We start from the raw sequence: 12,716 nt of genomic DNA, 5'->3' as shown, positions 1-12,716 counted from the left end.
AGGATTAGAAGAGAATTTTGGCGATTTGATTAAAAAATAACATGAGTACATTAGTTTCAGAATCATTACTTCAACAAGTGTTGGGAGCTTTCAAAGAGCAAGGCGTTTCAGACGAACCTTCGTTTTTCGTGGAGGCCCGCCAACTTGCATTCGAGCGTTTCGAAGCAGCAGGCTTTCCCACCGTTAAGAATGAAGAATGGAAATATACAAACATCCACAGTATTATCAATAAGCCTTATGCGCTTGATGTCGATGTGGATATCGAAGGCTTAAACTTTAGTGCAGGTGAGATTCCGCAGCTAGATGCCTACCGCATTATTTTGGTGAATGGTCAATATGTATTAGCGGTAAGTGAATTAGAAGATGTAAAGGGACTGTCGGTTATTCCAATGGATGAAGCCGCTTCAGAGCCTGCATTTGAGTCCCATTTTGCTAAATATGCAGATAAGTCAGACAATATTATGGTCGCATTGAATACGGCTGCTTTTACCAATGGTGTTTTTATCCATTTGAAAAAGGGAGTTGTACTTGATAAACCAATACAGATTATTCATGTCGCTACAGGGAAAGAGGATTTCTTTGCACAAACACGTAATTTGATCGTTGTCGAGCCAAATGCAGAGCTTGAATTGATCGAAAGCTTTATTACTGCAGAGGGCACCGCAAATAATGTACACAATAAGGTCTCTGAGATTATCGTCAAAGAGAATGCTAAAGTGCAACATTATTATTTGCAGCTCGCGGAATCTGTAAGCCGTTACTTTAATCATACAGAGGTATACCAAGAAAAATACAGCCTTTACAATAATTACAACTGTAATTTTCCAGGCGCTTCGTTTATCCGTAACAATATCAATGTCCGTTTGGATGCCGAGCATGTGGAGAGCCATTTATATGGAATCAACTTAACGGCTGCTGATCAATTGGTCGATAACCATACTATCGTAGACCACCTGAAACCACATTGTGAGTCTTATGAATGGTATAAAAATATTACACAGGACAAGTCCGTTGCGGTTTTCAATGGAAAAATCTTTGTGCGCGAGGATGCGCAGAAAACGAATGCTTTTCAACAGAACAATAATATGTTGATGTCGGACAATTCGGCGGTTTATACCAAACCACAATTGGAGATCTTTGCCGATGACGTAAAATGTTCACACGGGTGTACCATCGGTCAGTTTGATAATGAAGCGCTGTTTTATCTGAGAGCAAGAGGGATTGGCGAAGAGTCCGCCCGTATCCTGTTGGTACACGCATTTGCATTTGACGTAACGACACGTTTCTCTAATGAAGTTGTTCGCAAATATGTTGAAGAGCTTGTAGAAGAAAGTCTAAGAACAAATTAAATCCATTTAGGATCATATAGCTTATAAAAAGGGCGTTTACCCATGCGGTGAACGCCCTTTTTATAGAAACAGTAGGATCTGCGCGATCTTTTTGTGTTTTGTACGACCATGTACATGTCTTTATCTACCACTTACGCTTACAAACCTTGGGTTTATAGTGTCTTCGCTTATTTTCTTGTTAAGACCCCTATCGACAAATAGATAGGACTGTCTCTTTGTATTAGCATATTCCTGCTTTATGGAATACGCTGGAAATGGGTCTGCATCCTGCTTATTTTTTGGTAAAGTGATCTGTTGTGTGCCTACAGAAATGTTGGAACGGGTGTTTTCGGTTTATTTTAATATAGCCATTTTGCTGAGTATAATTGGTATCCTTTTTACTGGATCTATAGCAGATGCTATCGGTTGCGACGGCTTTTGTTATAGAAGGAGGCTGGAAAAAAAGATAGTACTATAAAACGAAAAAAGCTTCCAAATTTTGGAAGCTTTTTTTGAGCGAAAGACGAGATTCGAACTCGCGACCCCAACCTTGGCAAGGTTGTGCTCTACCAACTGAGCTACTTTCGCGTTGATGCTACAAAAGTAAGGCATTTATTCGTATTCTGCAAGAGGAAAAGCAAAAAATATTAACTTAAATTGATCGCATCAACACAATTAATACCGTCTATAGCCGCTGAAATGATACCGCCGGCATAACCAGCCCCTTCACCACAAGGGTAAAGTCCTTTGACCTGAGGGTGTTGTAAATCTTCTTTATTTCTAGGAATCCGAATCGGTGAAGAGGTACGTGACTCTACACCTACTAAAATGGCTTCATTGGTATAATACCCTTTCATCTTTTTGCCAAAGATGGGCAATGCACCGCGTAATGCTTCGTGAACAAAAGCAGGTAGCACTTCGGTGAGATCTGCAGATGCTGTTCCCGGCTTGTACGAGTTTTCTGGCAGATCCATAGACACACGTCCTTCAACAAAGTCGACCATGCGTTGCGCCGGAGCAACGAGCTTGCCGCCACCTACTGCAAAAGCCTTTCGCTCGATCTCTTTCTGAAAATTCAGTAATGCAAATGGATCCTTATGTGCATTGGCGACGTCCTCAAGGTTGATTTGAATAACGGTGCCTGAATTAGCGTGTGGATTATTTCGTTTGGATGGCGACCATCCGTTGACAACAATTTCATCTAAATCTGTTGCACAGGGCGCAATGACGCCGCCTGGGCACATGCAGAATGAAAATACACCACGGTCATTCACCTGTTCAACCAGGCTATAATAGGCTGGCGGCAAATGCTCGCTTCTTACCTGGCAGTGGTATTGCGCCTGATCAATAATTGCCTGCGGGTGCTCGATACGCACGCCCAAAGCAAATGCTTTGGCTTCGATCAGCCAATTGTTGCGATGAAAAAGCTCGAAAATATCCCGCGCAGAGTGTCCTGTCGCTACAATGACATGATCTGCCTTAATTTCTCCACCATTGGCTAATTTGACACCGCGTACTTGACCGAAAGATTCTAAAATGTCATCGACACGTTGGTCAAAATGAAATTCGCCCCCAAATTCAAGGACGCTCTCGCGCATGGCCTCAATAATATGCGGCAATTTATTTGTACCGATATGTGGCCGTGCATTCACCAGAATATCCGTCGTGGCCCCATGGGAAACGAAAAGTTTGAGTACTTTATCGACATCACCTCTCTTATTGGAACGTGTATATAATTTTCCATCGGAGTAAGTTCCAGCTCCACCTTCACCAAAGCAGTAGTTTGACTCAGGATTTACGATGCCTTCCCGGTTCAGCTTAGCTAGATCGCGTCTACGGTCTTGGACCTTTTTACCGCGTTCGATTACAATTGGTTTGAGACCACGTTCAATACAGCGTATTGCTGCAAACAGGCCGGCAGGACCCGCGCCAATAATAATAACGGGTGTTCCGTCTTTAACGGACTTAAAATTATTTTCGTAGATTTCTGGAACAGGAAGCTCGTCAATGTAGTAAATAACCCGAGCTCGGTAAACAACCTGCTTGCTTCGGGCATCAATGGAACGTTTACGGATTTTATAACCTTTGACTTGTTGAGGTTGGACTTTCAGGGCTTTGATCCCTTGCTGTAGAATATACTGATCGTCCTCGATTCTTTCTGGAAGTATCGCAATTTCAATTTCTTTTTGCATAATATGAGGGCTGGGTTTTTATCCCAAAACCGGGACAAAGTTAATGAATATTGGCTATTTGGAGATTTGGAAATAAAAATATTCTTATCTTAGTAAGAGCTTGGTATATGCTTTGATAGTGTAACCGTATAATTTGAATAGTATTTAATTCTTTGAACAATGAAAATTAAAAGATTTTTGGTCGCCCTATGTGGTTTATTTGCATTAGTATCATTAAACTCCTGTGGGTACAATACGATGGTCTCACAAGATGAGAATGTTAAAGGAAAATGGGCACAAGTTGAAAATGCGTATCAACGTCGTGCGGATCTAGTTCCAAATTTGGTTAATACAGTAAAAGGAGCGGCAAAACACGAAGAAAGTACATTGACAGCTGTTGTAGAGGCAAGAGCTAAAGCAACTTCGGTGACGATTAATGCCGATGATTTGTCTGAGGAGAATATTGCCAAGTTTCAAAAAGTTCAAGATGAATTCAGCGGTTCGTTGAGTCGTCTTTTGGCGTCTGTTGAAGCTTATCCTGATTTGAAAGCCAATCAGAACTTTTTGGAATTACAAGCACAGCTGGAAGGTACTGAAAATCGTATTTCAACAGAACGTAGATCTTACAACGAAGCGGTACAGCAATATAATACCACCGTACGTAGCTTCCCGAATAATTTAATGGCGGGTATGTTCGGATTTAAGGCAAAAGGTACATTTACTGCGGCCCCGGGTTCGGATAAAGCGCCAACGGTATCATTCTAACAGCAAATTGTTAGGAATGAACAGGATGATGGATGATGCGGCTTTCGTAGAAGCACATCATCCATTTTTTTATCGTGTTTTAATTAGTTTAGACCCTTTGAATCTGGAATAACCGGTATGGTAATCTAGTTTTGGAGTGCAAACGTATACAAACTATGGCATTAAATTCTGAAGAACAAGAGAAGATCGTTCACGCTATTAATGTGGCTGAAAATGAGACTTCTGGTGAGATTCGTGTGGTGGTCGAAAATCATTGCCCCGACGAGGTACATGATCGTGCAACCTATTATTTTTCCAAATTGGGTATGCATAAGACCGCATTGAAAAATGGTGTTCTTATCTATATCGCGCTTGAAGACCATAAATTTTCCATTATTGGCGATAAGGGAATTCACCAACGTGTAGAAGGTGATTTTTGGAACAGTACCAAAGATCTTATGGTGGCGGAGTTTCGGGTAGATCGTATTGTTGAGGGCTTGGTCAAAGGGATCGAACATGCGGGTAAACAATTGGCAAAATTCTTCCCGCGTGAACACGATGACATCAATGAGCTTCCAAATGATATTGTTTTTGGAGACCGTTAGTTGTTAAGTGACCAGAAACAGTCCCGAAAAGCGATTCCCTGTCTCATAAATAAACTGATAAAGATCGTGATAAACCCGATTTCGGGATTCACCGAACGCCATTTGCATGAAAACTGCTCAAGGCAAATAAAAATGAATAAAAGAGAATTATAGGATGAAATTTGTATCGAGATTATTTTCTCGGGTTCGAATCCCTGCTATGGCTATGTTGCTTTGTTTGCTGTCGGTAGCCACAGTATTGGGACAAGATTTCCCAGAAACATCAAATAGGCTTGTCAATGATTATACAAACACATTGACCGCAAGTCAGAAGCAATTATTGGAGCAGAAGCTATTGGCATTTGAGGATTCCGCATCTACGCAGATTGCAGTGGTTATGATGAATTCTACCGGTGGCTATGATATTTCTGATTATGCGGTTCGTTTAGCGAAAAAATGGGGTATTGGGAATAAAAAGTATAATAACGGTATTCTTTTGTTGGTCGCTCTGGGAGATCGGGCGGTGACCATTCAAACAGGTTATGGTATAGAGGGCGCTGTCCCGGATGCCATTGCATATCGTATTATTGAAAATGATATCAAGCCGGCTTTTCGTCAGGGCGATTACTACAAAGGAGTGGACGATGCGACCAGTTCGTTAATTTCCTACACAAAGGGTGAGTACAAAGCTGATCCAAAACAACCGAAAGGAAAGGGATCAGGTTCGGTGATGTTTGTTGTTATTATTGTGATAGTCTTGGTTGTTCTTTTCTCCAATCGCGGTGGACGAGGTGGTGGCGGTGGTGGCCGTGTGATGAATGGACGCGGCGCTTCTGATATCTTTTGGTGGACATTGCTGAATGGTCTTGGCGGCGGTGGCGGCCGAGGTGGCGGCGGTGGCTTCGGCGGAGGCTCTGGTGGCGGCTTTGGCGGTTTCGGTGGCGGTGATTTTGGTGGTGGCGGTGCTTCCGGACGTTGGTAACATCTTTGCTAAATAATGTTAAATAAAACGACAGTGAAACAGAAATGTTTTACATTTATGGGAAGTATATAATTATGAAAAAGGGAATATTAATGGGTTTAAGCTTTTTACCGGCCTTGTTAATGGCACAAGAAAGCTACACGGTTACAGGAAAAGTAAACACGACGTCAGACAAAGCGAAAGTGTTTATGCAGTATGCTGCGAATGGCACTCGTCAGACTGATTCAGCAACGGTCGTAAAAGGCGAATTTAAGTTCAACGGACAGGTAGCTACACCAACAAAAGGTATGATGATCTATTCGCCGGAGGGCTTAACTTTTGCAGAACTTAGAAATAGTCAAAAGCAACCTGAAACAGCACAGTTATATCTTTCTAAAGGCGTTATCAAAGTCGATGCAACCAAAGGGTTTAAAAATGCAACGGTCTCAGGTACGGCGCTTAATGACGATCTGACACAGTACAAGGCTTTTGTGAAACCGCATACAGATGCGTTCGAGGCATTGAACCAACAATATTATGCGGCTTCGGAGACGCAAAAACAGGATCCTAAATTCATCGAAGGATTACAAAAACAAGCTGGTGAGATTTCCGAAAAAATGGAAAAAGCAGATGCTGAATTTATTAACAAAAACCCAAAAAGCTGGTATACGTTGGATTTGTTGTCTGAGAATATCAGCGGTGAGAACGTCAATGAATATGTGACTTCTTTTGAGAAATTGTCTCCTGAATTGAAAAATTCTGAAAAAGGGAAGGAATTGGCTGAGCGTATCCAAAAGTTGAAAGCAGTAGCTGTTGGTTCGGTAGCACCTGACTTCACATTGCCAGACACAACAGGCAAGAATATTTCCTTATCTTCTTTAAGAGGAAAATATGTCTTGTTGGATTTTTGGGCAAGCTGGTGTGGTCCTTGTCGTCATGAGAACCCGAATGTCGTTGCGGCTTTCAATAAATTCAAAGATAAAGGGTTTACCGTGTTTGGTGTTTCTTTAGACAATCCCGGTAAAAAAGATGCTTGGGTGAAAGCTATCCATGATGATAATTTACAACAATGGCCACACGTTTCGGACCTACAGGGCTGGAAATCCGCTCCGGTAAAATTGTACGAAGTACGTGGTATTCCGCAAAACTTCTTAATTGATCCTTCTGGTAAAATTGTCGCATCAAATTTAAGAGGTGAGGCTTTGGAAGCGAAGTTAGCTGAATTGCTAAAGTAAACTGATATCTAGTTGCCATTAGGCATTGGAATAGCCCCTAATTGTTATACTCAGGTGAACTGAGTCTGCGATTAGGGGTTTCTTTTTAATCATGTTTGTCCTGATCCAATTGCTCTTTCATCGTTACTGCGCTAGCTGTAGTGTTAAAATAGGGGGAATTCGCTAACTTCGTCTGCTGCTATGGCAAATGATTGCGGGAAACCGCTGTATCCTCGTAAAAGCTGGATTAGGGGATGATGAATCCTAGGTGTTTAAACATGGTGATCAACGGGATTTCTAGTGCTATTGTGGTTATAAAATTATAAAGATGAAAAAAATAGCAATTTTGGGTATATTTTTGGGTACGGTGATCGCTTCCTGTAGTGGCGATCAAGATAAGGGGATTCCTGTTGTCAACCTGGAGGCGTTGCATGGCATTCCTTTGGATCACCCTATTGATCAATTGGCTAAAGACACGACATTTATCGATGTTAAGCTGCCGCCAAATGCCCGGATCGATCAGTTGTCGCAACAGGAGCTGGGCCAATTAAAGGCTGCGGCATATCGTTTTTATCAGCATGTTACACTGGAAAATAATCAATACCGTGTTGATCTCAAAGATCCTAAAGTCCTACACCTATCGGAACAGGTTGTTAAGGCGTATGAACAGGCGATCAGTAATACGAACCATTTTGCGGACTCGATGGCCAAAGCAGGCCAGGCCATTCAGCTGCCGCCGGTATCTGAAGAATACCGCAATAATTTGCTTAAATAACAACTGTGCAGGATATGATGCTCATATGCCTTTATGGAATATGACCGTTCAGGTATCAGGCCTTACCAAAGAATTTGGGGCAAATCTCGCAACGTAAGGCATAAAAAAGAGTATACATCACGATGTATACTCTTTTTTTATTGTTAGTCAAGAATAAACTAGATCATTTACAACGAAAGTATCTCAATGATACGCAGCAGATCTTCATTCATTTTTACGTTATGCTTAATAGCGCTCTTAAAGGGAGTGAATCTTACTTCACTGCAAATCAGTCCGGCCATTTCACCTCTGCGGCCTTGTAGTAAAGCCTCTACCGCTGCAACTCCAAGCCTGCTGGCCAATACGCGGTCCATGCAAGTAGGGCTTCCGCCGCGCTGAATATGTCCTAAAATAGATAATCTAACGTCGTAATGCGGGAAATTTTCCTTGATTTTTTCCGATACCACCATACCGCCTTCTTTGTCGCCTTCAGCAACAATAATAATGCGGGATGATTTATTTTTACGGCTTTTGTCAAGTCTTTTCATGATCGCATCATAGTCTACCTCGAACTCAGGAACCAGGACTGCTTCAGCACCAGTACTGATACCAGAACGGACGGCGATAAGACCAGAGTCGCGGCCCATCACTTCGATCACAAAAAGTCTATCGTGAGACTCAGCGGTGTCGCGAATTTTGTCTACGGCTTGGATAACAGTATTAATGGCCGTATCATAGCCAATAGTGAAGTCTGTGCCGGCCAAATCGTTATCGATTGTGCCCGGGAGACCGATGATAGGAAAATCGAATTCTTCGATAAATTTGGATGCGCCGGTAAATGTACCATCGCCACCGATAACAACCATGGCATCAATACCGTGGCTGCGTAAATTTTCATAAGCCTGCTTACGTCCTTCAATTGTTTTGAAAGCCTCGCTGCGGGCTGTTTTTAGGATAGTACCACCACGTTGTATGATATTGGCTACAGATTTAGCATCCATAGGGATAATCTCACCATTAACTAGACCATCATAACCTCTGCGTACCCCAAATACTTCAAGATTATTGTAGATCCCCGCTCTAACAACAGCGCGGATACCAGCATTCATTCCTGGAGCATCTCCTCCAGATGTCAAAACAGCAATTTTTTTAATGTTACTCATACGTACTCAAACTTAGCTATTTTTAAGCGTATATACAATTATATTTCCGTTATTAGAAGTCGCCAATATCGCTATTAAGAACAAGCAATCGCTTTTTTAACTGCAATTCATCTAAGCGTGAGCTAAAGATAATGCAAATTTAATAATTGCATGTTCTCTGCTGTTATTCTCTAAGCATACCTTCTGCTGTATACAGACTATTTTTTTGCCTTAAAGGCGTCAATTCCGCTCTGTAAAAACGCCGTGTACTCCGCAATATTATAGTTTGCACCGGTTTTTGGAACCAATACGGTGCCGGATGCATCGACGATAACATAGAGTGGTTGCGAATTGCTGTCGAAAGCTGAGGCTTGGAAATCGCTATTTTTATTTCCTATCGTTTTGATTTTTTTGCCACTGTATTTTGATACGAATTGTTCGTTTGCAGGTAATTCTGTTTTATCGTCGACAAACAATTCGGCCATTATAAATTCTTCCTTCAATAGCTTGGCAACGGCGGGATCAGTCCAGACATTTGCTTCCATTTTTCGGCAATTGACACAATTCCAGCCTGTAAAATCTATCAATACAGGTTTATTCTGTTCTTTTGAAGCCGCAAGCGCCTCATCATAATCGTAATAAGGATCAAATCCTTTTGGTGTACCGCGTTCGTGAAAAATCTCCGCGTATTTTTTGACTTTACCGTCAGTGTGTGCGGGAGCGGCTGCTATTCCTGCCGACAGGTCAAAGTCCTGTGTTGCCGAAGGCGGCAAGAACGCTGAAATAGATTTTAGGGGAGCTCCCCATAGTCCCGGTACCATATAGACAACGAAGGAGAATACAATGATAGCGAGGATAGTTCTGGGTACGGAGAGGAATTTTAATTCACTGTCATGTGAAAATTTAATCTTTCCAATAAGGTATAAGCCCATCATACTAAAGATGGCAATCCATAGCGATAAGAACACCTCCCGATCCAGCCAATTCCAATGGTAGGCCAAATCTACATTTGATAAGAATTTCAGCGCCAGTGCGAGCTCTAAGAAGCCGAGTACAACCTTCACCGAATTTAACCAGCCACCAGATTTTGGCAGGGATTTTAACATCGAAGGGAACATTGCAAATAAGCCAAAAGGAATTGCAAGTGCTATAGAAAAACCGAGCATACCAATTGCGGGACCTAGGCGTTCTCCTTTTGAGGCCGCTTCGACCAATAAGGTGCCAATAATGGGGCCAGTACAGGAGAAGGAGACCAGTGAAAGGCTGAATGCCATAAAGAAAAGTCCTACTAGGCCGCCTTTGTCGGATTTGGCATCCATTTTATTGACGAAGGAACTCGGTAAGGTGATTTCAAAAGCACCAAAAAAGGACGCGGCAAAAACAACCAATAACAGGAAGAATAGGAAATTAAATATCCCATTTGTCGATAAAGCATTCAACGCATCCGAACCAAAGGAAATGGTAATAATCATTCCTAAAGCGACATAGATCACAATAATAAAGAGACCGTAGAGGAGTGCCTTGCTGATACCGCTTGCGCGGCTTCCAGCCTGTTTTGTAAAATAACTTACGGTAAGTGGGAGCATTGGAAATATACAAGGCATGAGTAGCGCTGCGAAGCCACCAACGAGTCCTGCGATAAAGATACTCCAAAGTGATTTTTTACTTGATTCTTGCCCGGAGGGTGCGTTTGCCTTAGCAGGAGCTATTTTGCTGCTGTCTTGACTAACCATTGTGTCAGGTGAAGCTGTAAAATTTAGATCTTCAGGTACCGCTTCAACAGCAGTAGCTGTATCCGGTGATGATTCAAATTGAAGTCCTTCTGTACTTGTTAAGCTATCTTGTGCGGAGGCAAAAGTTGCTGTCGTTAAAGAAAGACTGAAAAAAGCAATTAAAAGTAGAATGAATGTGTTTTTTAACATGCGTATGAATTTCTGATGTTATGGTCAAAAATAAAAAAAGGCGATGAGAATCGCCTTATTAATTTATCCGTGTAGAATCATTTTTACTATTTGATTGTCACAGCAAAAGCATATTCATCTGGAGGAAGACATTGTGATGCATCACATGCTTGCCATTCAACAGTGCCTTTAACGGTGGCAGTTCCTTTGTTTAAAGTTACTTTCTGTTGGAAAATTACCTCGTTTGTAAAATAACCAACATCCATCTTAAATACATCCTCGTGTTTTACTTTTGGTTTCGGTTCTGCAGTTTTACCAACCAATGCGTAATCTGCTGCTTTAGCAAAGTTGAAAGAAGTTGGAATCGGGCCCCCATCTTTCACGTTTTGTGAATAAATGTGCCATCCATTTTGAATTGTAGCTTTTACATAAACTACAGCTTCTTTGTTATTTAACTTTTTGCTCGCCACAGTCCATTTTACAGGTTTGTGAATCTGAGCGAATGCTCCCGTAACTGCAAAAATTACCACAGTCATTAACAGTATTAACTTTTTCATCAGAATTTAATTTGTTCTTTCCTTTTTCACTACAATGATTGCAGTGTGTTCTTGTTCTTTGATGCTTCGGGTGAATAAAGGTTTAATCACGCTGTTGACAAATTTAGAACAAAGGTTTGACAATTCTAAAATGGGTTATCCTTTTTTTGTAAAGATTAGGTAATAAGATGTGTAATTTCTTTGATATCAAATTCGCGCAGGGTGTCTTCTAAAAGAACCAGTAGCTTCCCGTCATTAGACACTTGTTGAATAATGCCAGTTTTTTTGATGCCGTCGACCAGAAATGGTCTTTCCTCACCTTTCCAAAATAATAATGCGTTGTAGCGGCTTAACTGATGTTGAGGGCCCTCCTTATATAGGGTCAGGTACTCCTGTTGGACCACTTGGAATAACTCCTGTGCCAGTTCCTTGATGTTGTAATCCTGTCGATCGGTCAGGCAGGCGAGCGAAGTTATTGTTGTTGCTGTGTCAAAATTAATTTGATTAATATTTACACCAATGCCGATAATAGCGTGCTCTATTTTACTGCCTTTTAATTTATTTTCTATTAAAATGCCTGTTATTTTCTTTGAATTGACGTAAATATCATTGGGCCATTTCACGGCTACAGGCTGCTCGGTTTTGCTTTTCAGCCAATTGACGGTTGCAATGGCGATTGTGGCGGAAAGCGCAAATTGTTCCGCTATCGGCAGGAAATGAGGCTTTAAGAGGATGGATGTCGTTAGGTTTTTCCCTGGTTCACTGACCCAGGAGCTTCCGCGCTGCCCCTTCCCCTGAAATTGTTCTTCTGCTAAAATGGCAGTCCCCTCAGCTAGTGGCTTGAAATTTGACAATAATTCTCTGAGATAATCGTTTGTAGAGGCGACTTTGTCAAGATATATTGTATTTTGACCGATGATAAGTCCCGAAATATTGTTATTTTGCAAACTGAAAGTATTAAATAAATATTAAGTCAAAACTATCACATTTTTTAATGAGTAAAAATAAAAGTTCAGAATTGTCCCAACGTCTATCAGAAATTATCGTTTATGGTATGCAAGAAAAGAAAGCAAACGAGATCGTTCGCTTGGATTTAAGAGATCTTCACAGTTCTGTTTCCGATTATTTTGTGATTTGTCATGCCGATTCTAACATTCAGGTGAATGCGATAGCAAAGAGTGTCGAAGAAGAAGTCTATAAGGCATTTGGTCAAGAACCCCAATATAAAGAAGGACAATCCAATGGAGAATGGTTGATTTTGGATTTTGTGGATGTGGTTGTACATATCTTTAAGACCGAAAAAAGAGCGCATTATGGTATCGAGGATTTATGGGGAGATGCAGAAGTACAGCATTTCCAAAGCGCTTAATTGTCCTCAACG

12 protein-coding genes and 1 tRNA gene are annotated in these 12,716 nt (G+C 41.4%); 7 read left to right on the top strand and 6 right to left on the bottom strand.

The window, feature by feature from the left end; translation table 11 throughout:
• The first annotated feature begins 41 nt into the window (after nucleotides 1–41).
• Nucleotides 42–1,349, top strand: a complete 1,308-nt coding sequence (gene sufD, locus AAH582_RS23900; RefSeq protein WP_343320793.1) for a Fe-S cluster assembly protein SufD — start codon at nucleotides 42–44, stop codon at nucleotides 1,347–1,349.
• Nucleotides 1,350–1,843: 494 nt separating this feature from the next.
• Here sufD and AAH582_RS23895 read toward each other — a convergent pair.
• Nucleotides 1,844–1,916: transfer RNA gene (locus tag AAH582_RS23895), tRNA-Gly, on the bottom strand.
• Between the two features lie 59 nt (nucleotides 1,917–1,975).
• The gene (locus tag AAH582_RS23890) at nucleotides 1,976–3,520 is read right to left on the bottom strand and encodes an NAD(P)/FAD-dependent oxidoreductase (RefSeq protein ID WP_343320792.1); all 1,545 of its coding nucleotides are present in this window, start codon (nucleotides 3,518–3,520) and stop codon (nucleotides 1,976–1,978) included.
• A 165-nt stretch (nucleotides 3,521–3,685) separates the two neighbouring features.
• Here AAH582_RS23890 and AAH582_RS23885 point away from each other — a divergent pair, with 165 nt between their 5' ends.
• The 5 genes from AAH582_RS23885 (at nucleotide 3,686) to AAH582_RS23865 (ending at nucleotide 7,777) form a co-directional block, all read left to right on the top strand.
• Nucleotides 3,686–4,264 carry a LemA family protein gene (locus AAH582_RS23885; protein ID WP_046673163.1) on the top strand — a complete coding sequence of 193 codons (579 nt, stop codon included), beginning with the start codon at nucleotides 3,686–3,688 and terminating at the stop codon, nucleotides 4,262–4,264.
• A 155-nt stretch (nucleotides 4,265–4,419) separates the two neighbouring features.
• Nucleotides 4,420–4,848 carry a TPM domain-containing protein gene (locus AAH582_RS23880; protein ID WP_046673123.1) on the top strand — a complete coding sequence of 143 codons (429 nt, stop codon included), beginning with the start codon at nucleotides 4,420–4,422 and terminating at the stop codon, nucleotides 4,846–4,848.
• 199 nt (nucleotides 4,849–5,047) lie between these two features.
• Nucleotides 5,048–5,809: a TPM domain-containing protein gene (locus tag AAH582_RS23875; protein WP_046673124.1), complete on the top strand. Its 762-nt coding sequence runs from the start codon at nucleotides 5,048–5,050 to the stop codon at nucleotides 5,807–5,809.
• A 74-nt stretch (nucleotides 5,810–5,883) separates the two neighbouring features.
• A complete protein-coding gene (locus AAH582_RS23870) occupies nucleotides 5,884–7,023 on the top strand; it encodes a TlpA disulfide reductase family protein (protein WP_046673125.1) in 1,140 nt (379 codons plus the stop codon).
• A gap of 307 nt (nucleotides 7,024–7,330) precedes the next feature.
• Nucleotides 7,331–7,777, top strand: coding sequence for a hypothetical protein (locus tag AAH582_RS23865; RefSeq protein ID WP_046673126.1), 447 nt, complete (start codon nucleotides 7,331–7,333; stop codon nucleotides 7,775–7,777).
• A 167-nt stretch (nucleotides 7,778–7,944) separates the two neighbouring features.
• Here the strand turns inward: AAH582_RS23865 and pfkA are convergent, their stop codons facing one another.
• The 4 genes from pfkA to AAH582_RS23845 all read right to left on the bottom strand — a co-directional run bounded on the left by pfkA (nucleotide 7,945) and on the right by AAH582_RS23845 (nucleotide 12,282).
• Nucleotides 7,945–8,919 carry a 6-phosphofructokinase gene (pfkA, locus tag AAH582_RS23860; protein ID WP_046673127.1) on the bottom strand — a complete coding sequence of 325 codons (975 nt, stop codon included), beginning with the start codon at nucleotides 8,917–8,919 and terminating at the stop codon, nucleotides 7,945–7,947.
• Nucleotides 8,920–9,116: 197 nt separating this feature from the next.
• Complete coding sequence (locus tag AAH582_RS23855; RefSeq protein ID WP_343320791.1) at nucleotides 9,117–10,820, bottom strand: protein-disulfide reductase DsbD family protein; 1,704 nt, start codon at nucleotides 10,818–10,820, stop codon at nucleotides 9,117–9,119.
• 86 nt (nucleotides 10,821–10,906) lie between these two features.
• Nucleotides 10,907–11,356, bottom strand: coding sequence for a protein-disulfide reductase DsbD domain-containing protein (locus AAH582_RS23850; protein ID WP_046673129.1), 450 nt, complete (start codon nucleotides 11,354–11,356; stop codon nucleotides 10,907–10,909).
• Nucleotides 11,357–11,511: 155 nt separating this feature from the next.
• Nucleotides 11,512–12,282, bottom strand: a complete 771-nt coding sequence (locus AAH582_RS23845) for a biotin--[acetyl-CoA-carboxylase] ligase (RefSeq protein WP_343320790.1) — start codon at nucleotides 12,280–12,282, stop codon at nucleotides 11,512–11,514.
• Between the two features lie 47 nt (nucleotides 12,283–12,329).
• Here AAH582_RS23845 and rsfS point away from each other — a divergent pair, with 47 nt between their 5' ends.
• Nucleotides 12,330–12,704 carry a ribosome silencing factor gene (gene rsfS, locus AAH582_RS23840; RefSeq protein WP_046673130.1) on the top strand — a complete coding sequence of 125 codons (375 nt, stop codon included), beginning with the start codon at nucleotides 12,330–12,332 and terminating at the stop codon, nucleotides 12,702–12,704.
• The last annotated feature ends 12 nt before the right edge of the window (nucleotides 12,705–12,716 follow it).

The organism is Sphingobacterium multivorum, from assembly GCF_039511225.1.
In the GTDB taxonomy this organism is placed as follows: Bacteria; Bacteroidota; Bacteroidia; order Sphingobacteriales; family Sphingobacteriaceae; genus Sphingobacterium.
The sequence above is the reverse complement of the archived record's forward strand: the minus strand, read 5'-3'. Positions and strand labels throughout refer to the sequence as shown.

What these genes read in the sequence shown, in the direction of transcription:
- pfkA (WP_046673127.1), bottom strand. Translation starts at nt 8,919, where the DNA reads ATGAGTAACATTAAAAAAATTGCTGTTTTGACATCTGGAGGAGATGCT.
- AAH582_RS23850 (WP_046673129.1), bottom strand. Translation starts at nt 11,356, where the DNA reads ATGAAAAAGTTAATACTGTTAATGACTGTGGTAATTTTTGCAGTTACG.
- AAH582_RS23870 (WP_046673125.1), top strand. Translation starts at nt 5,884, where the DNA reads ATGAAAAAGGGAATATTAATGGGTTTAAGCTTTTTACCGGCCTTGTTA.
- AAH582_RS23855 (WP_343320791.1), bottom strand. Translation starts at nt 10,820, where the DNA reads ATGTTAAAAAACACATTCATTCTACTTTTAATTGCTTTTTTCAGTCTT.
- AAH582_RS23880 (WP_046673123.1), top strand. Translation starts at nt 4,420, where the DNA reads ATGGCATTAAATTCTGAAGAACAAGAGAAGATCGTTCACGCTATTAAT.
- AAH582_RS23865 (WP_046673126.1), top strand. Translation starts at nt 7,331, where the DNA reads ATGAAAAAAATAGCAATTTTGGGTATATTTTTGGGTACGGTGATCGCT.
- rsfS (WP_046673130.1), top strand. Translation starts at nt 12,330, where the DNA reads ATGAGTAAAAATAAAAGTTCAGAATTGTCCCAACGTCTATCAGAAATT.
- AAH582_RS23890 (WP_343320792.1), bottom strand. Translation starts at nt 3,520, where the DNA reads ATGCAAAAAGAAATTGAAATTGCGATACTTCCAGAAAGAATCGAGGAC.
- sufD (WP_343320793.1), top strand. Translation starts at nt 42, where the DNA reads ATGAGTACATTAGTTTCAGAATCATTACTTCAACAAGTGTTGGGAGCT.
- AAH582_RS23875 (WP_046673124.1), top strand. Translation starts at nt 5,048, where the DNA reads ATGGCTATGTTGCTTTGTTTGCTGTCGGTAGCCACAGTATTGGGACAA.